We start from the raw sequence: 16808 nt of genomic DNA, 5'->3' as shown, positions 1-16808 counted from the left end.
CGAATTCTGGTCGCCTGGATTCAAGCCGCCCGACGCGCGGTCTTTTCCAGTTCCAGCCGATCCCAGATTTCGGCCAGCGCCGACACCAGGTCGCGCATCATCGCTTCGTCATGGGCCGGGCCGGGCGTGAAGCGCAGTCGCTCGGTGCCGCGCGGAACGGTGGGATAGTTGATCGGCTGCACATAGGCGCCATATTCGGCGAGCAATATGTCGCTGATCCGCTTGGCCTTGATCGGGTCGCCGACCATGAGCGGGACGATGTGGGTGACCGACGGCATGACCGGAAGGCCGGCTTCCGCCATCAACTGCTTGAGCAGCGCAGCAGACGCCTGCTGACCTTCGCGCTCTTCGCTCGATGCCTTGAGGTGCCGCACGCTGGCCAGCACGCCCGCGACCAATACGGGCGAGAGCGAGGTGGTGAAGATGAAGCCGGGCGCGTAGCTGCGGATCACGTCGACGATCATCTGGTCGGCCGCGATATAGCCGCCCATCACGCCGAACGCCTTGCCCAGCGTGCCTTCGATGATGGTGAGGCGGTCCGCGACGTCGTCGCGTTCCGAAATGCCGCCGCCGCGCGCGCCATACATGCCGACCGCATGGACTTCGTCCAGATAGGTGAGCGCATTATACTCATCCGCCAGGTCGCAGATCGCCGCGATCGGGGCGACGTCGCCATCCATCGAATAGACGCTTTCAAACGCGATCAGCTTGGGGGCTTCGGGGTCTTCGGCGGCCAGCAACTCGCGCAGATGGTCGACGTCATTATGACGGAACACGCGCTTTTCGCAGCCCGAATTGCGGATGCCCGCGATCATCGAGGCGTGATTCAGTTCGTCGGAGAAGATGATGCAGCCGGGCAGCAGCTTGGCGAGGGTGGAGAGCGTCGCTTCGTTCGAGACAAAGCCCGACGTGAAGAGCAGGGCCGCTTCCTTGGCATGCAGGTCGGCCAGTTCGCCTTCCAGGTCGATATGATAATGGGTGTTGCCGCCGATATTGCGGGTGCCGCCGGAGCCGGCGCCGACATCGTGCAGCGCCTCTTCCATCGCGGCGACGACCTTGGGATGCTGGCCCATGGCGAGATAGTCGTTGGAACACCAGACGGTGATGGGCTTGGGGCCGTTATGGCCGTGGAAGCAGCGGGCATTGGGGTAGGAGCCGCGATTGCGGAGGATGTCGATGAACACGCGATAGCGACCTTCTTCATGAAGACGGTCGATCGCCTGCGAAAAGATGTGTTTGTAGTTCACTACGCTTCTTCCCGTTTGCCCGCGCGCTGTTGTGCCGCTGCGCCTTCCTCTGCCCGATGCCGCGTTTAACCGCCCCGCCCCGGCTTTACCAGCGATAACCGCTCGCAATTCCAAGGAGGAATAGCTATCAGACTTATCGAAGAAATTGGCCATTGGACAAATGGCCTACCCCCAATCAGAGCGCGTCGATGCGATCGAGGCCATAGCGGGCGAGTGCGGGGCGGAGCGCTTCGACCTTTTCGTCGAGCCGGGTGAAGACGGCGATGCCTGGGCTGGGCGCGTCTGGCCAGGGCTGGCCCTGGGTCAGATATTGGATGCGCCGGGCGATGCCGTCGCCGCCATGGACGTAGCCGATGGGATGCGGGGCGGCCGCCGCCAATTCCGGCTCCACTAACGGAAAATGGGTGCAGGCGAGGACCACCATGTCCATGCGGTCGCCGCCCGGCTGGTCGAGCAGGCCCGCCAGCGCATCCCGCGCGACATGGGGATCGAGCGCTTCGCCGCGCAGCTTGGCTTCGGCCAGTTGGACCAAGGCGGCCGAGCCGTGGCGCAGCATGATGCAGTCGGCGCCATGTTCGGCCGCGAGCCGATCGACATAAGGTTGGCGCACCGTGGCGTCGGTGCCGAGCACGCCGAACACGCGGCTTTTGGAGAGCAGGGCGGCGGGCTTGATCGCCGGGACAGTGCCGACGACGGGAATGTCGAGCGCGGCGCGGACATGCTGGAGCGCGATGGTCGAGGCGGTGTTGCAGGCGATGACGGCGAGGCGCGGGCGGTAGCGTTCGACCAGCCGGCCGAGTAGCGCGGGGACGCGCGCGGCGATTTCCGCCTCGCTCTTGGTGCCATAGGGGAATCCGGCGCTGTCGGCGGCATAGATGATCGGCGCGGTGGGGAGGGCGGCGCGCGCCGGGGCGAGAATCGAAAGCCCGCCGACCCCGGAATCGAAGAAAAGAATGGGAGCGTCAGAGGCGACCGTCATGGCCGCTGTGTCGCGGCAGGAGACCGGAGTGTCAACGGGGCTTCAGTTCGCCGAGGCGGGCATGTCGTCCAGCAATTGGCGCAACGCGGCGATCCAGGCGTCATAGTGCGCCTTGTCCGCCGGGTCGGTGGAAAGGCGCAGCAGGTCGAGGTCGCCGCGCAACTGCGCGATCCGCTTGACTGCCAGGGCGTGCTTCACGCCGTCGATCTTCGTCTTGAGCTGATCGATCTCGTCAAATGCCTTGATGTGCGCCCAATCCGGTTGCTGTTTCACCAGCAGATCGACCGCATCAAGCAATTTGCCGATTTGCCGGCCATAGCTTTCCTGCGCCAGTATCGCCTGCTCGGTCTGCGGCGCGCTGCTGTTGCTTTCGTTGATCGTCACATTGCCGAACGACCAGCCCGAATTGATCGACTGCCATAATTTCTGCGGGGCCAGCGCCATGCTGGTCCAGGAGCGGGTGAAAGCGTCTAGCGGCATGTCGGTCATGGACGGCTCCGGCAAGGATGCAGAGAGCGTAGGGGCATGACCGCGCAAATCAAGCCTTTGGGCATTGCCCCGCGCGCCTGTCACGCTATGGTCGCGCGCACCATTTATCGGCGATTTTCATGACACTTCCCTGGCTTCTCCCCACTTTCGTCCTGCTTCTGGGCTATCTGTTCGGCTCCATCCCCTTTGGCCTGCTGCTGACGCGCTTTACCGGCGCGGGCGACCTGCGGCGGATCGGGTCGGGCAATATCGGCGCGACCAATGTGCTGCGCACCGGGCGCAAGGGGCTGGCGGCGGCGACCTTGCTGCTCGACCTGCTCAAGGGCGCGGCGGCGGTGCTGATCGGCGCGGCGCTGGTCGATGGCGGCGGGCCGATGGCGGGGGCGATGGCCTTTATCGGCCATTGCTATCCGGTGTGGCTGCGCTTTGCCGGCGGCAAGGGCGTGGCGACGATGATGGGCGTGGTGACGGCGATGTTCTGGCCCGCCGGGTGCATTTTCGCGGCGGTGTGGCTGGCGGCTTTGTTCGGGACGAAATGGTCGTCGGTCGGCGGCATGGCGGCGGCGGTCAGCGCGCCGGTGGCCATGTGGGCGTTCGGGCGAATCGACCTTGTGCCGGTCGCCCTTGCGCTGGCGCTAATCGTGTTGTGGCGGCATCGGGCGAATATCGCCCGGCTGATGAAGGGCGAAGAGCCGAAGATCGGCGGGCCCAAAGGCACATCGGCCGAATGAGCGAGCGGGAGCGGTTCGACCGGCTGCGGCTCATCCGCTCCCCCCGGATCGGTCCGGTCAGCTATCGGCAATTGCTCGCGCGGTTCGGGACGGCCGGGGAAGCGTTGCGCGCCATTCCCGATCTCGCGGCGCGGGGCGGCGGGCGCGCGAGCGTGGCCGATGCGGGGGCGGTGGAGAAGGAGATTGCGCAGAGCCGGGCGCTGGGCGCGCGCTATCTGCTGATGGGCGATCCCGATTATCCCGTCCTGCTCGACCAGTTTGAAGGCGCGCCGCCAGCGTTGATCCTGCGCGGCGATACGGCATTGGCGAGCGGCCAGTGCATCGCCATGGTCGGCGCGCGCAATGCGTCGGCCGCTGCGTGCCGCTTTGCCCGCACATTGGCGCAGGATCTGGGGCAGCGCGGTGCTGTGGTGGTGTCGGGGCTGGCGCGCGGCATCGATACGGAAGCACATCGCGGATCGATCGAGAGCGGGACGATCGGCGTGATCGCCAGCGGCATCGATATCGCTTTTCCGCCAGAGAACCGGGAGTTGCAGGCGCAGGTGGCGGAAAGCGGGCTGCTGGTGACGGAGCATCCGCCCGGCGTCCAGCCGCTGGCGCGCCATTTCCCGGCGCGCAATCGAATCATTGCCGGGCTGGCGTTGGGAACGGTGGTGGTGGAGGCGGTGCCCAAGTCCGGCTCGCTGATTACCGCCCGGCTGGCCGGGGAGGCGGGGCGCGAGGTGATGGCGGTGCCGGGATCGCCGCTCGATCCACGGGCGCAGGGCTGTAACCAGTTGATCCGCGAGGGCGCGATCCTGATCCAGAACGCCGCCGACGTGCTGGAGGCCGTGGGCAGCATCGATCCGCGCATGGTGCGGCAAGGCAGCTTCGATTTTATCGGCGCGCCGGTGTCGAGCGACGTCGCGGCGCAGGAGCGAGCGATAGTGGTCGGGTTGCTGGGACCGGTATCGGTGCCAATCGACGAACTGATCCGCCTGTCTGGCCTGTCGCCCGCGGTGGTGCAGACGGTGCTGCTGGAACTGGAACTGGCGGGCGCGCTGGAGCGGCAGGCGGGCGGGCGGGTCGCTCTGCGGTGAATCATGGCGGCGAAGGCGTTATCGCCTCCACCGCCCGATCCGCTGCGATTAATGCTGCATACTGTGCTTGAGATCGCGCATCTCGTCATGGCCCTGCTTCACCGAGACATAGCTTTGCTCGATCACGGCGCGAACTGCTGGCGACAGATCGCGATCGGCCATCGCGTCTTCATACTTCGCCTTGATATGATCTTCGCCGGCTTCGACCTCGTTGATGATAGCCTTGTCATCCTTTCCGGTCAGCGTGGCTTTCAGGTTCAGGAACAGGCGGTGGGCGCCGGCCAGAATGGTGCCGTCATCTTCCGGGTTGCCGCCAAGGGCGCGCACTTCCTGCTGGAGACGGGTGACGACCTGACGGCGTTCGGTCGCGCGGCTGGTGAAGAGCGTGGTGAAGCGACCATGGTCGCTGTCCTTCGCCGCCTCGGTATAGCCGTCCGCGCTGTCGAGCGTGGTGGCGATCAGGCCGTTGAGCGTGGAAATGTCATGGCTGTTGGAATCGGACATCGTCATTCCTGTCTAGATGAGGGATGTCGCCGGTCGGGGCGTTCCGGCGATGGGGCTAGAACACTGGTCCGCGGTAAAAGTCGCATGGGTTGCGGCCGCTTTGATTTGCATTAGTGGGATAGTTGGCGGTCAGCGGTCAGATGGTGCTGCGACCGGGATGGATCGACAAGATACTGGCGTTGGCGCGCCTTCTCCCTTACGCACAGCCCGCTTGACGCCCGCCGTCATCGCCTTCCACACTCGCGCGTATACGTGAGAGACTATTTTCCGGGGCCTAAATGCAGCTTGTCATCGTAGAATCGCCGGCCAAGGCGAAGACCATCGAGAAATATCTGGGCGGCGATTTTCATGTCCTCGCCAGCTATGGCCATATCCGCGACTTGCCCGCCAAGGACGGGTCGGTGGACCCGGACGACGGCTTCGCCATGTCGTGGGAAAATTATGGCGACAAGGGCAAGCAGCTCAAGGCCATTGCCGATGCGTCCAAGACGGCGACGCGATTGATCCTGGCGACTGACCCTGATCGCGAAGGGGAAGCGATCAGCTGGCATGTGCAGGAGGTGCTGCGCGCCAAGAAGGCGCTGCCGAGCCAAGTGGACCGAGTGACGTTCAACGCGATCACCAAGGCGGCGGTGCTCGACGCGATGGCCAAGCCCCGCGCGCTGGACGAGGATCTGATTGATGCCTACCGCGCGCGCCGGGCGCTCGACTATCTGGTGGGCTTCACTTTGTCGCCGGTGCTGTGGCGCAAGCTGCCGGGCGCCAAGTCGGCGGGCCGCGTCCAGTCGGTCGCGCTGCGGCTGGTGGTGGAGCGCGAGCGCGAGATCGAAAGCTTCAGCCCCCAGGAATATTGGTCGGTCGCGGCCGAGATGGAGCAGGGCGGGCAGGGCTTTACCGCGCGCCTCGTCCGCTGGAAGGGCGAGAAGATCGACCGCCTGACCATCGGCAAGGAAGGCGACGCCATGGCCGCCAAGGCCGATGTGGAGGCCGGACGCTTTACCGTCGACAAGGTCGAGACGAAGCCGCTCACCCGCAATCCGCCCGCGCCGTTCACCACCTCCACCTTGCAGCAGGAAGCCGCGCGCAAGCTGGGCTTTTCGGCCAGCCACACGATGCGGATCGCGCAGCAGCTCTACGAAGACGGCGCGATCACCTATATGCGTACCGATGGCGTGCAGATGGACGGCAGCGCCATTTCCGCCGCGCGCAAGGCGATCGCGGAACGCTATGACGGCGGTTACCTGCCCGAAAAGCCGCGCCAATATCAGACCAAGGCGAAAAATGCGCAGGAAGCGCACGAGGCCATTCGTCCGACCGAGTTCGGCCGCGACAAGGTGGGGTCGGGCGATCATGCGCGCCTGTACGACCTGATCTTCAAGCGCGCGCTGGCGAGCCAGATGGCGTCGGCGCGGCTGGAGCGCACGACGATCGACATGATCGACGGATCGGGCAGCCATACGCTGCGCGCGACGGGGCAGGTGGTGATCTTCCCAGGCTTCCTGGCGCTCTATGAAGAAGGCCGCGACGACAGCGACGATGATGATTCAAAGCTGCTGCCGCGCATGAGCGAGGGCGATGCCCCTGCCAAGAAGAAAGTCACGGCAGAACAGCATTTCACCCAGCCGCCGCCGCGCTATTCCGAAGCGTCGCTGGTGAAGCGTCTGGAGGAGCTGGGGATCGGGCGGCCGTCCACCTATGCGTCCACGTTGCAGGTGCTCAAGGATCGCGACTATGTACGGATCGAGAAGAACCGCTTCTTCGCCGAGGAGAGCGGGCGGCTGGTGACGGCGTTCCTGGAGCGCTTCTTCGAACGCTATGTGTCCTACGACTTCACGGCGGGACTGGAAGACGAGCTGGACGATATTTCCGGCGGCCGCGCCCAGTGGCAGGAAGTGCTGGAAGCTTTTTGGAAGGATTTCAAGCCCAAGACCGCCGAGATTATGGAACAGAAGCCGTCCGACATTACGGCGGAACTGGACAAGTTTCTGGAGCCGATGCTGTTCCCTCCGCGAGCGGACGGCAGCAATCCCCGCGCCTGCCCGCTCTGCGGCGATGGGCAATTGTCGCTGCGCGGCGGGCGGTTTGGCGCGTTCATCGCCTGCTCCAATTATCCGGAGTGCAAATATACGCGCAAGTTCGGGCAGCCGGGCGGCAAGGATGGCGAAGATAGCGGGCCGGAGGTGCTGGGCCAGCACCCCGAAACCGGCCAGGATATCGTCAAGAAGTCCGGGCGTTTTGGTCCCTATATCGAGATGGGGGAGGGCAAGGAGGCCAAGCGCGGCTCCATTCCCAAGGATTTGCCCGATGGCGAATTGACGCTCGATTGGGGCGTGAAGCTGCTGAGCCTGCCGCGTGAAGTGGGGCTGCATCCCGAAACCGGATTGCCGATCGTGGCCAATATCGGGCGTTTTGGTCCCTATCTGCTGCATGACGGCAAATATGGGCGGCTGTCATCCACGTCGGAGATTTTCGAGGTCGGTATGAACAGCGCGGTGGTGAAGCTGGCGGAGGCGGCCAACCGTGGTCCGCGCAGCGCCGGGCGCGAACCGTTGAAGGTGCTGGGCGCGCATCCGCGCACGGAGTTGGAGATCAAGCTGATGGAGGGCCGGTACGGCGCCTATGTCACCGACGGCACCACCAATGCGACCCTGCCCAAGACGGTGGACAAGGACCAGTTGACGCTGGAGGAAGCCGCGCAGTTGATCGACGCGCGGGCCGCGGCGGCGCCGGCGAAGAAGGGCAAGAAGAAGGCCGCGCCGAAGAAGGCGGCGGCCAAGAAACCTGCCGCCAAGAAGGACGGGGACACCGTGAAGAAGCCGGCCGCCAAGAAGGCCCCGGCGAAGAAGAAGGCCGCGGCCGCGGAGTAGGATCAAGCGGCGCGCCGCACCTGGTTGCGGCCGCCGGTCTTGGCGGCGTACATGGCGATGTCGGCGCGGTGCAGGCTGGCCTCGATCGGCAGGGTTGGATCGCCCGCGCCAAGGCCGATGCTGGCGGTCACGCGCACGACGGGACCGGATGAGGCGCGCACCCGCAACGCCTGGATCGACGCGCGGATATGTTCGGCGCGGCGTGTCGCCAGATCAGCGGGGCAATCGGTCAGGCAGACGGCGAACTCCTCGCCACCCAGACGCCCGCTCAGGTCGGCCGGGCCTAGCGCCTGCGCGATGGCCGATCCCACCGCATGCAGGACAGCATCGCCCGTCTGATGGCCATGATCGTCGTTGAAGCGTTTGAAATGGTCGATGTCGATCAGCAGATACCAGTTGCCCGGCCGCGCATGAACCTGGCCAGCACGGTCGAAGAAGGCGTTCCGGCTGAGCAGGCCGGTCAGGCCGTCCCGATCTGCAAGATAGGCCAGTTCCTCCACCCGCCGTTCCAGTTCGTGGCGCAACAGCCGGTTTTCCTCGCCCTGCCGGACCAGCAGGACGCAGACCGGGGTGGAAATGCTGGCGGAACAGAAAATGCCCACGCTGAAATAGCGCAGCGGAATGAACATGCCGGGGATCGTCGACACGATCGCCATGATGACGATCGTCCCGATAACGGAGACGCCCACGGCAAAGGCGATTTTCTGTTTCGGTCCCATGAAACGGAGCCGTAACGACATAAGGTAAAGGATGGATTTACCCTATGCCGCGAACATTCACTCCACCCAGTCGAGGCCGATATCGCGGTAGATGCTGCGGTCGTCCTCCCAATTCTCCTTCACTTTGACGTGGAGGTAGAGATGGACCCTGACGCCGAGCAGGGTGGCGAGTTCGGCGCGCGCCTTCGACCCGATTTCCTTCAGGCGCTGTCCGCCCTTGCCCAGGACGATGGCGCGCTGGGTCGGGCGGCCGACCAGGATTTGCTGGTGGATTTCGACCGATCCGTCGTCGCGCTCCTTATACTGTTCGGTATCGACCGCCGCGGCATAGGGGAGTTCGGCGTGAAGCTGGTGGTAAAGCTGTTCGCGCGTGATTTCCGCGGCCAGCATCCGGTCGGTGGCGTCCGACACCTGGTCTTCAGGGAAATGCCATGGCCCTTCCGGCATCGCCTTGGCAAAGGCGGCCTTGAGTTCGGGCAGGCCATCCCCGGTCGCGGCGGACACGAAAAAGATTTCATCGAAACCCAGCGTGTCGTTCAGCACCTGGGTATGGGTCAGCAGCTTTTCCTTGATCGCGATATCGACCTTGTTGAGGATCAGCCATTTGCGTTCGGTGCGATGCTTGAGCGCTTCGATGATCGGCTCCAGCTTGGGGCCGCGCCCCGCCTTGCCATCCACCACCATCGCGATCAGATCCGCCCCCTGCGCTCCGCCCCAGGCGGCCTGCACCATCGCGCGGTCCAGCCGCCGCCTGGGCGCGAAGATGCCGGGGGTGTCGACCAGCACGATCTGCGCATCGCCCTCTATCGCGACGCCCATGACGCGGGTGCGCGTGGTTTGCGCCTTGGGACTGGTGATCGCCACCTTCTGCCCCACGAGCGCGTTGACCAGCGTGGACTTGCCCGCATTGGGCGCGCCGACGACGGCGATGACGCCACAGCGCTGTGTTTCCGATTCAACCGTCAATTTTATTCCATTCTATTCCAAAAACTCCCGCGCAGGCGGGAGCCCAGTTCCAGCGGCGGGACTGGGCTCCCGCCTGCGCGGGGGCTCGGTGTAGCATAGTTGGGATCAACCCGTCAGCTTCTCCAGCAGCGCCTTGGCGGCCGCCGTTTCGGCTTCCTGTTTGGAGGCGCCGGTGGCGGAGGCTTCGCCTGCGCCCTTGATCGAGACGGTGACGGTGAAGCGCAGCGCATGGTGCGGGCCGGAACGGTCGGTCAGGACATATTCGGGAGGCTTGCGCTTGTTGGCCGCGGCCCATTCCTGAAGATAGGATTTGGGGTGGCGCGGGGCGCTGGTCTGGGTGTCGACCCGATTGCCCCACAGCCGGCGGACGAGTGCGCGCGCCTCTTCCAGTCCGCCTTCCAGATAGAGGGCGCCGATCAGCGCCTCCATCACGTCGCCCAGCACATTGTCGCTGTCGGCCGCGCCATCGTCGCGCGCCTGCTTGCCCAGCACCAGATGGATGGGAACGCCCGCTGTGCGGGCCACTTCGGCGCAGGTTTCGCCCGACACCAGCGCGTTGAAGCGACGGGAGAGCTTGCCTTCCGGTTCATCGGTGAAGCGTTCGAACAGCCATTCGGCGATCAGCAGACCGAGGATACGGTCGCCCAGAAATTCCAGCCGCTCATAATTGACCGCCTTGGCGCTGCCATGGGTCAGCGCCTGATCGAACCTGGCTGGATTTTCGGGCGCGCGACCGATCAGATCCTTGAGCCAGCCGGCCGTATCAGGCTTGCTCAAAAGCCTTCCCCGATACGGCTCCAGCGCGCGGCGGTGAACCAGGTCCAGGGTAGCAGCCAGTTGGCGCTGCCGTCGGTGGAGAAGACCGAGATCATCGCCTTGCCCACCAGATTTTCTTCGGGGACGAGGCCGATGCCGCCGCCTTCGACCGCGGGGAAGCGGCTGTCGGCGCTGCGATCGCGATTGTCGCCCATCATGAAGAGATGGCCCTGCGGCACCAGCACCGTGTCCCGATCGTCCGCCGCGCCGTCGGGCAGCAGGTCGAGGACATTGTAGCTTTTTCCGCCAGGCAGGGTTTCACGATACTGGGGATAGCGGCACTGTTTGCCGCCGCCGGCCGCGGCTTCCTCGAAATCGGCGCGATAACAGGGGGATGGCGCACCTTCACGGGCGGCAGCATCCAGCATGTTGGGCGTGACGGGGATGACGAGGTCGGCGACCTTCTGCTTGGGGATCGCCTGACCGTTCAGGTAGACGGTCCCGCCGCGCACGCCGATCATGTCGCCGGGCAGGCCGATGACGCGCTTGATATAGTCGTTTTTCTGGTTCGGCGGCGCCTTGAACACCGCCACGTCGCCGCGCTGGGGCGTGGAGGCCAGGATACGGCCGGGGATCAGCGGAATCGAGAAGGGCAGCGAATAGCGCGAATAGCCATAGGGCCATTTGGCCACCAGCAGATAGTCGCCGATCAAAAGACGCGGCTGCATCGATTCCGAGGGAATGTTGAACGGCGATATGATGAAGCTGCGCAGGATGAAGACGAACAGGCCCAGCTTGGCGAGAAACCAGATAAAGTCCCGCGTTTCCGATTTGGCAGTCATGGAGTGTCGTCTGATCCCTTGGAAATGCCGGTCGTATGAGCCGACAGGGCGGCCGTGGCGGCTTGTGGGGCTTGAGACGCAGCGCGTCAAGCAGTCCTTGACGATGCAAAGCATGACGAATTTGGGTAAGCATAGGCAGAATCGACCGGTGCAGCGTCGATATCGACCAACGTCATGAGGGATATATCCATGCCCAATTCTGCACTGGCGTCTATCGCCGCGCTTCCGCAAGCCGACCTGAAGACCATTTTCACGACCGATCCCGGCCGGTTGGGCAAGCTGGTCCTGACCCAGGGGCCGATCCGGTTCGACTGGTCCAAGACCCATCTGACCGACGATGTGCTGGCGGGTTTCCTGAAGCTGGCCGACGAACAGGGCTTTGCGGCGCAGCGCGACGCGCTTTTTGCGGGCGAGGCGGTGAACAATAGCGAAGGCCGCGCCGCCGAGCATCCGGCCGAACGGGGCGAGGGCCATGCCGAAAGCGTCGCCCATGCCAAGATGCTGCACCGGCGGATGCGCGGCCTGATCGATGCGATCGAGGCGGGCGCGCTAGGCGAGGTGCGGCACATATTGCATATCGGCATCGGCGGGTCGGCGCTTGGCCCAAAACTGATCGTCGATGCGCTGGACGGCGACGGGGTGCGTTATGATGTGGGCATCGTGTCCAATGTCGATGGCACCGCGCTGGAGCGGGCGATCGAGGGGTTCGATCCCAACGCCACGTTGATCGCGATCGCGTCCAAGACCTTCACGACCAGCGAGACGATGCTGAATGCGGCGAGCGCGATCAACTGGATGGTCGAGGCTGGGGTGGACGACCCCTATGGCAAGGTGATCGCGCTGACCGCCGCGCCCGACAAGGCGATGGAATGGGGTGTCGATGAAACCCGCATCCTGCCCTTCGCAGAGTCGGTGGGCGGGCGCTATTCGCTCTGGTCCTCGATCGGTTTCCCGGCTGCATTGGCGCTGGGATGGGATGGGTTCGAGAGCCTGCTGGAGGGCGCGGCGGCGATGGACCGGCATTTCCGCCTGTCGCCTCCAAGCGAGAACGCCCCGCTGATCGCGGCCTTTGTCGATCAATATTATACCCGCGTCATCGGGTGCCAGACCCGCGCGCTGTTCGCCTATGACGAGCGGCTGGCGTTGCTGCCCTCCTACCTCCAGCAACTGGAGATGGAGAGCAACGGCAAGAGCGTGCAACGCGACGGCAGTCCGGTGGACGGCCCGACCGCGCCGATCACCTGGGGCGGGGTGGGCACCGATGCGCAACATGCGGTGTTCCAGTTGCTGCACCAGGGGACGATCGTATCGCCGGTCGAGTTCATCGCTTCGATCGAACCGGGCCATGCGCTGGACCCGGCGCATCATCGCGCGCTGCTGGTCAACTGCTTCGCGCAGGGCGCGGCGCTGATGCGGGGGAAGGACAATGAGGCCGATCCGGCGCGGTCCTATCCCGGCAACCGGCCGTCGACCACGATCTTGCTGGACGATGTGACGCCGGAGGCGCTGGGCGCGCTGATCGCCTTCTACGAGCATCGGACCTTCGCCAATGCGGTGTTGATGGGGATCAACCCGTTCGACCAGTTCGGGGTGGAATTGGGCAAGGAGATCGCCAAGTCGATCGAGGCGGATGGGGCGACCGGGTTCGATCCGTCGACCATGGCGTTGATCGAGATCGCGCTGGGCGCGGCATAAACTGTCTTTGGTTTCGGGCGCAGTCGAGAAGCGAGGGCGCAACGCTTCTCGACGCGCTCGAAACGAACGGAGGTGGTTTGGCTACCAGCAACAATATTCCCATTTGTAACTAGGGCCTCCACCCGCCATATCCGCGCCTATTCCATCGGAGGCGCGGCATGAGTGACTATGATTTCGACCTTTTCGTCATCGGCGCAGGATCGGGCGGCGTGCGGGCGTCGCGGGTCGCGGCGGCGCATGGCGCGAAGGTTGCGGTGGCCGAGGAATTTCGCGTCGGCGGCACCTGCGTCATTCGCGGCTGCGTGCCCAAGAAGCTGCTCATTTACGGCGCGCATTTTGCCGAGGATCTGAAAGACGCGCGGCGCTTTGGCTGGGACGTGCCGGAATGTGGGTTCGAATGGACCACGCTGCGCGACAATGTGCTGGCCGAGGTCGATCGGCTGGAAGGGTTGTATGGCAATACGCTAAGCAGCCACAAGGTCGAGGTGATTCGCGAGCGCGCGACCATCACCGGGCCGCATGGGGTGAAACTGGCCAGCGGGCGCGAAGTGACGGCCAAGACGATCCTGGTCGCGACCGGCGCCTGGCCCGTGATCCCCGAACTGGAGGGCGCCGAACATGGCATCACCAGCAACGAGGTCTTCCATCTGGAGGCGTGCCCCAAGCGGATCGTGATCGTCGGTGGCGGCTATATCGCCAACGAGTTCGCCGGCATCTTTCATCAGTTGGGCAGCCATGTGACGATGGTCAATCGCGGCAGCGACCTGCTGCGCGGCTATGACACGCAGATCCGCGACCGGCTGCTCCAGATTTCCATGACCAAGGGGATTAATTTCCGCTTCAACGCGAAGATGGAGCGGATCGATAAGAATGAGGACGGCACGCTATGCGTCCGCTTCAAGGACGGCGATCCGGTTGCGGCCGACGTCGTGCTGTTCGCGACCGGGCGCAGGCCGATGACCGACGGGCTGGGGCTGGAGACGGCCGGGGTCGAACTGAACGACAAGGGCGCGATCAAGGTCGACGACTATAGCCAGACCAGTTGCGAGAGCATCTATGCCGTGGGCGACGTCACCGACCGGCTGCAACTGACCCCGGTGGCGATCCGCGAAGGCCATGCCTTCGCCGATACCGTGTTCGGCGGCAACAAGCGGAAGGTCGATTATAGCTGCGTGCCGTCGGCCGTGTTCAGCCATCCGCCGCTGGCGGGCGTGGGCATGACCGAGGCGGAGGCCAAGAACCATTATGGCACGGTGAAGGTCTATACGTCCGATTTCCGGCCGATGAAGAATGTGCTGGCTGGGCGCGAGGAGCGGGCGCTGTACAAGATGATCGTGGACGCGACGAGCGACAAGGTGATTGGGCTGCACATGATCGGACCGGATGCGCCGGAGATATTGCAGGCGGCGGCGATCGCGGTGAAGGCCGGGCTGACCAAGCAGGATTTCGACGATACCGTGGCGCTGCATCCTAGCATGGCGGAAGAACTGGTGTTGTTGAAGTAGGTTACGAACGGCTTGGGTTAGCGTTCGGCCACAAACGTCACGACCAGCGCGTCGCGCCAGGCCGGTTTCGCCGAGTCCAGCGCGTGGATTTCGGTGACGCCGTGCAGGATGCTGTGGTCGTCGATCAGCATCGTGTCGCCCGCTTCCGTCAGGGTAAACTCGCCCAGCGGCGTGCCGTCGGGCGCGCCGATGCGCGTCACGCCTTCGCGGACGTTGCGGCGATCGACCAGCATAACCAGCACATGGTCCACGCCGTCCCTATGCATCCCTTCCGGGGTGGGCCGGCCGCTTTCGCTCGGTTTCGTTTCGATGCGGAATTGATGCATTTCGATGTGCCAGTCGCCTTGGCGCGCCGGATCGAAATGGTCGGCGGCGAAGGCGAAGATCGCGTCGCAGACGGGGTTGGCGACCGTCGCCGCTTCGACGGGATCGAACCAGCGTTGCACGTCGCCATTGAGCGGGTTGTAATCGCGGCTTTGATAATGGGGCTGGTGCGGCCTGCGGGTGAAGCGGCCCCGTTCCAGCGCGAAAGCGGCGTGACGGCGGCGGCGGTAGCGGCCGCCATCGGCCATGAAGAGGTCGGGGCCAAGATCGTTCCAACTGGCCGCGAAGGCCGACCAGTCGGGTTCGGCGATATCCAGCCGGTCGAATAGCGTCGCGCCGGACAGGCGGGCATAGCCATCCTGTGTCAGGGCTTCGTCTATCGGGCATAGGCTGTCCGTGTCGCTCATCTTTGCTTCCTTAATGGAAGCAAGAGACGAGCGACAGGGCCAGTTTCCGCAGGATGGGTTGTGTGTCCAATGACTAACACTCAGGCGATCGTCGGGATCATGCCGCCATCGCCCGGAAACCGTGGCCGGTCATTCATCCTGCGCGAAGCCCATGCGCCGCAAGGCGTTGATGGCGTTCTCCGACATAGGCCGGTCCTTTGGGAGAGGATTTGGTGACCCCTACGGGCGTATAACTTAAATCTCAGGCAGGTTCAGGACGTTCCTAAGTCCCCTGTAATTTCAGAGATTTGTCTTGTAGCATGTTCGCGGTCGGTCGCTCTGATTTGCCTGAAATCCCATCAATGTGTGGGATCGATTGTGGGACCATTTCAGGCGGGAATTAGAACCGATGGCTCTGACAGCTTTGAAAGTGAAGAACGCCCAGCCGGGCCGTCATGTCGATGGTAGGGGATTATGCTTGGTCGTCAAACCAAGTGGCGCGCGATCTTGGATTCTGCGGATGCAGAAGGATGGGCGTCGTCGCGACTACGGCTTGGGTTCGACCTTCGACGTGTCACTTGCTGAAGCGCGTGATGCCGCGATGGCACTGCGCCGTCAGGTGCGTTTAGGCGTCGATCCTGTAGCGGAGAAACGCAGATCTCGAAAAGTCGTGCCTAGTTTTGAGACGGCCGCGCGGGACTGCTACGAAGCGATGAAAGAAGGCTGGAAGAACCAGCGGCACGCAAGCTGGATCGCAAGCCTCGAGAACCACGTCTTTCCGTTGATCGGCGCCCGGCCCATCAACGAGGTAGACAGCCCTACTGTTGTGGAAGTGCTGTCTCCGATTTGGTTGGACATACCGGACACTGCCCGCCGCATCCTGCAGCGTATTGGAGCCGTTCTGGATTTCGCGCACATCAAAGGCTGGCTTCCAGAAGAGCTATCCCTTCGTTCGGTCCGGAAGGGACTTCCGCGTCAGGCGGAAAAGGCCGGGCACCTGGAAGCCATGCCATATGCCGACGTCCCCTCGCTTATGCACCGGCTGGCGACGTCAGCATCGACGACCGGGCGCGATGCGCTGCGCTTCACGATCTACAATGCCGTGCGTTCAAATGAGACGCGCTTCGCGGTCTGGAGCGAGTTCGATCTTGAGAAGGCTGTCTGGACCATACCGGGAGAGCGAATGAAAGCGGGCGACACCCATATTGTGCCGTTGTCACCGGCGGTAGTCGCATTACTGCGCAATCGGTGGAACCAGCGAAGCAGCGACACTGGTCTGGTCTTCAGCAACGATGGCGAAAAGCCGATCAGCGATATGACCATGACCAAACTACTCAGGGACGATGGTATCAAAGGGGTGACCGTGCATGGTTTCAGATCAGCTTTCACCGACTGGACCGCTGAGCGGACCGGCTTCCCCAAAGAAGTGGCGGACAAGGCGCTGGCCCACAAGCTTTCGAACAAGGTTGAGGCAGCGTACCGTCGCACAGATTTTTTCGACAAGCGCCGAAGCCTTATGGCGCGTTGGGCTGAATATCTCGAGCAATGGCCTTCGAAGAGCAATTCTTCGCGGAGATTGGCTGAATGACCTGTAGCCGGTCTTTTTCCTCAAAAAAGTAAAATTGGCAGATCGACTAAATCTTTGCCGACCTCTACGGAGCTATACGCGACCCGTCCGTGGAAAGGCGTTTCCAAGGGCAAGATGGCTTCCGACTTTCG

General features: G+C 63.8%; 15 protein-coding genes. 6 read left to right on the top strand and 9 right to left on the bottom strand.

The window, feature by feature from the left end:
* Positions 1–20: 20 nt before the first annotated feature.
* The 3 genes from hemA to sphantq_RS00365 form a co-directional block, all read right to left on the bottom strand.
* On the bottom strand, positions 21–1247 hold the full coding sequence (hemA, locus tag sphantq_RS00375) for a 5-aminolevulinate synthase (RefSeq protein ID WP_272799288.1): 1227 nt from the start codon (positions 1245–1247) through the stop codon (positions 21–23).
* A gap of 175 nt (positions 1248–1422) precedes the next feature.
* Positions 1423–2226 (bottom strand): glutamate racemase, encoded by an 804-nt coding sequence (gene murI / locus sphantq_RS00370; RefSeq protein WP_272799287.1) that lies wholly within the window; start codon positions 2224–2226, stop codon positions 1423–1425.
* A 42-nt stretch (positions 2227–2268) separates the two neighbouring features.
* Positions 2269–2715 (bottom strand): hypothetical protein, encoded by a 447-nt coding sequence (locus tag sphantq_RS00365; RefSeq protein ID WP_129926403.1) that lies wholly within the window; start codon positions 2713–2715, stop codon positions 2269–2271.
* 119 nt (positions 2716–2834) lie between these two features.
* Here sphantq_RS00365 and plsY point away from each other — a divergent pair, with 119 nt between their 5' ends.
* Positions 2835–3446: a glycerol-3-phosphate 1-O-acyltransferase PlsY gene (plsY, locus tag sphantq_RS00360; RefSeq protein ID WP_272799286.1), complete on the top strand. Its 612-nt coding sequence runs from the start codon at positions 2835–2837 to the stop codon at positions 3444–3446.
* Positions 3443–4525: a DNA-processing protein DprA gene (gene dprA / locus sphantq_RS00355; RefSeq protein ID WP_272799285.1), complete on the top strand. Its 1083-nt coding sequence runs from the start codon at positions 3443–3445 to the stop codon at positions 4523–4525. Before plsY ends, dprA begins: the two co-directional genes overlap by 4 nt.
* A gap of 48 nt (positions 4526–4573) precedes the next feature.
* Here the strand turns inward: dprA and sphantq_RS00350 are convergent, their stop codons facing one another.
* Positions 4574–5029: a PA2169 family four-helix-bundle protein gene (locus sphantq_RS00350; protein WP_066605199.1), complete on the bottom strand. Its 456-nt coding sequence runs from the start codon at positions 5027–5029 to the stop codon at positions 4574–4576.
* A gap of 278 nt (positions 5030–5307) precedes the next feature.
* Between sphantq_RS00350 and topA the strand changes: the two genes are divergently transcribed.
* A complete protein-coding gene (topA, locus tag sphantq_RS00345; protein ID WP_272799284.1) occupies positions 5308–7896 on the top strand; it encodes a type I DNA topoisomerase in 2589 nt (862 codons plus the stop codon).
* Between the two features lie 2 nt (positions 7897–7898).
* Here topA and sphantq_RS00340 read toward each other — a convergent pair whose 3' ends face one another.
* From sphantq_RS00340 to lepB, 4 genes are all read right to left on the bottom strand, one after another.
* A complete protein-coding gene (locus sphantq_RS00340; protein ID WP_272799283.1) occupies positions 7899–8615 on the bottom strand; it encodes a GGDEF domain-containing protein in 717 nt (238 codons plus the stop codon).
* Between the two features lie 57 nt (positions 8616–8672).
* Entirely contained in the window at positions 8673–9581 is a 909-nt protein-coding gene (gene era, locus sphantq_RS00335; protein ID WP_129926398.1) for a GTPase Era, read from the bottom strand.
* A gap of 105 nt (positions 9582–9686) precedes the next feature.
* On the bottom strand, positions 9687–10358 hold the full coding sequence (gene rnc / locus sphantq_RS00330; protein ID WP_272799282.1) for a ribonuclease III: 672 nt from the start codon (positions 10356–10358) through the stop codon (positions 9687–9689).
* Positions 10355–11179 (bottom strand): signal peptidase I, encoded by an 825-nt coding sequence (gene lepB / locus sphantq_RS00325; protein ID WP_066601610.1) that lies wholly within the window; start codon positions 11177–11179, stop codon positions 10355–10357. Before lepB ends, rnc begins: the two co-directional genes overlap by 4 nt.
* Positions 11180–11368: 189 nt before the next feature.
* Between lepB and pgi the strand changes: the two genes are divergently transcribed.
* On the top strand, positions 11369–12874 hold the full coding sequence (gene pgi / locus sphantq_RS00320) for a glucose-6-phosphate isomerase (protein WP_272799281.1): 1506 nt from the start codon (positions 11369–11371) through the stop codon (positions 12872–12874).
* A gap of 158 nt (positions 12875–13032) precedes the next feature.
* Complete coding sequence (gor, locus tag sphantq_RS00315; protein ID WP_066601613.1) at positions 13033–14379, top strand: glutathione-disulfide reductase; 1347 nt, start codon at positions 13033–13035, stop codon at positions 14377–14379.
* Between the two features lie 17 nt (positions 14380–14396).
* Here gor and sphantq_RS00310 read toward each other — a convergent pair whose 3' ends face one another.
* Positions 14397–15110 (bottom strand): 2OG-Fe dioxygenase family protein, encoded by a 714-nt coding sequence (locus sphantq_RS00310; RefSeq protein ID WP_272799280.1) that lies wholly within the window; start codon positions 15108–15110, stop codon positions 14397–14399.
* 388 nt (positions 15111–15498) lie between these two features.
* Between sphantq_RS00310 and sphantq_RS00305 the strand changes: the two genes are divergently transcribed.
* A complete protein-coding gene (locus sphantq_RS00305; RefSeq protein ID WP_272799279.1) occupies positions 15499–16677 on the top strand; it encodes a tyrosine-type recombinase/integrase in 1179 nt (392 codons plus the stop codon).
* Positions 16678–16808: the final 131 nt, after the last annotated feature.

Origin of the sequence: Sphingobium sp. AntQ-1, assembly GCF_028538045.1 — a bacterium.
Lineage (GTDB): Bacteria > Pseudomonadota > Alphaproteobacteria > Sphingomonadales > Sphingomonadaceae > Sphingobium > Sphingobium cupriresistens.
This window is presented reverse-complemented; position numbering and strand designations above follow the sequence as displayed.

Excerpts from the sequence above, each read along its gene's own strand:
- murI (WP_272799287.1), bottom strand. The coding sequence starts at position 2,226 with ATGACGGTCGCCTCTGACGCTCCCATTCTTTTCTTCGATTCCGGGGTC.
- sphantq_RS00365 (WP_129926403.1), bottom strand. The coding sequence starts at position 2,715 with ATGACCGACATGCCGCTAGACGCTTTCACCCGCTCCTGGACCAGCATG.
- plsY (WP_272799286.1), top strand. The coding sequence starts at position 2,835 with ATGACACTTCCCTGGCTTCTCCCCACTTTCGTCCTGCTTCTGGGCTAT.
- dprA (WP_272799285.1), top strand. The coding sequence starts at position 3,443 with ATGAGCGAGCGGGAGCGGTTCGACCGGCTGCGGCTCATCCGCTCCCCC.
- sphantq_RS00350 (WP_066605199.1), bottom strand. The coding sequence starts at position 5,029 with ATGTCCGATTCCAACAGCCATGACATTTCCACGCTCAACGGCCTGATC.
- topA (WP_272799284.1), top strand. The coding sequence starts at position 5,308 with ATGCAGCTTGTCATCGTAGAATCGCCGGCCAAGGCGAAGACCATCGAG.
- sphantq_RS00340 (WP_272799283.1), bottom strand. The coding sequence starts at position 8,615 with ATGGGACCGAAACAGAAAATCGCCTTTGCCGTGGGCGTCTCCGTTATC.
- lepB (WP_066601610.1), bottom strand. The coding sequence starts at position 11,179 with ATGACTGCCAAATCGGAAACGCGGGACTTTATCTGGTTTCTCGCCAAG.
- pgi (WP_272799281.1), top strand. The coding sequence starts at position 11,369 with ATGCCCAATTCTGCACTGGCGTCTATCGCCGCGCTTCCGCAAGCCGAC.
- gor (WP_066601613.1), top strand. The coding sequence starts at position 13,033 with ATGAGTGACTATGATTTCGACCTTTTCGTCATCGGCGCAGGATCGGGC.
- sphantq_RS00310 (WP_272799280.1), bottom strand. The coding sequence starts at position 15,110 with ATGAGCGACACGGACAGCCTATGCCCGATAGACGAAGCCCTGACACAG.
- sphantq_RS00305 (WP_272799279.1), top strand. The coding sequence starts at position 15,499 with ATGGCTCTGACAGCTTTGAAAGTGAAGAACGCCCAGCCGGGCCGTCAT.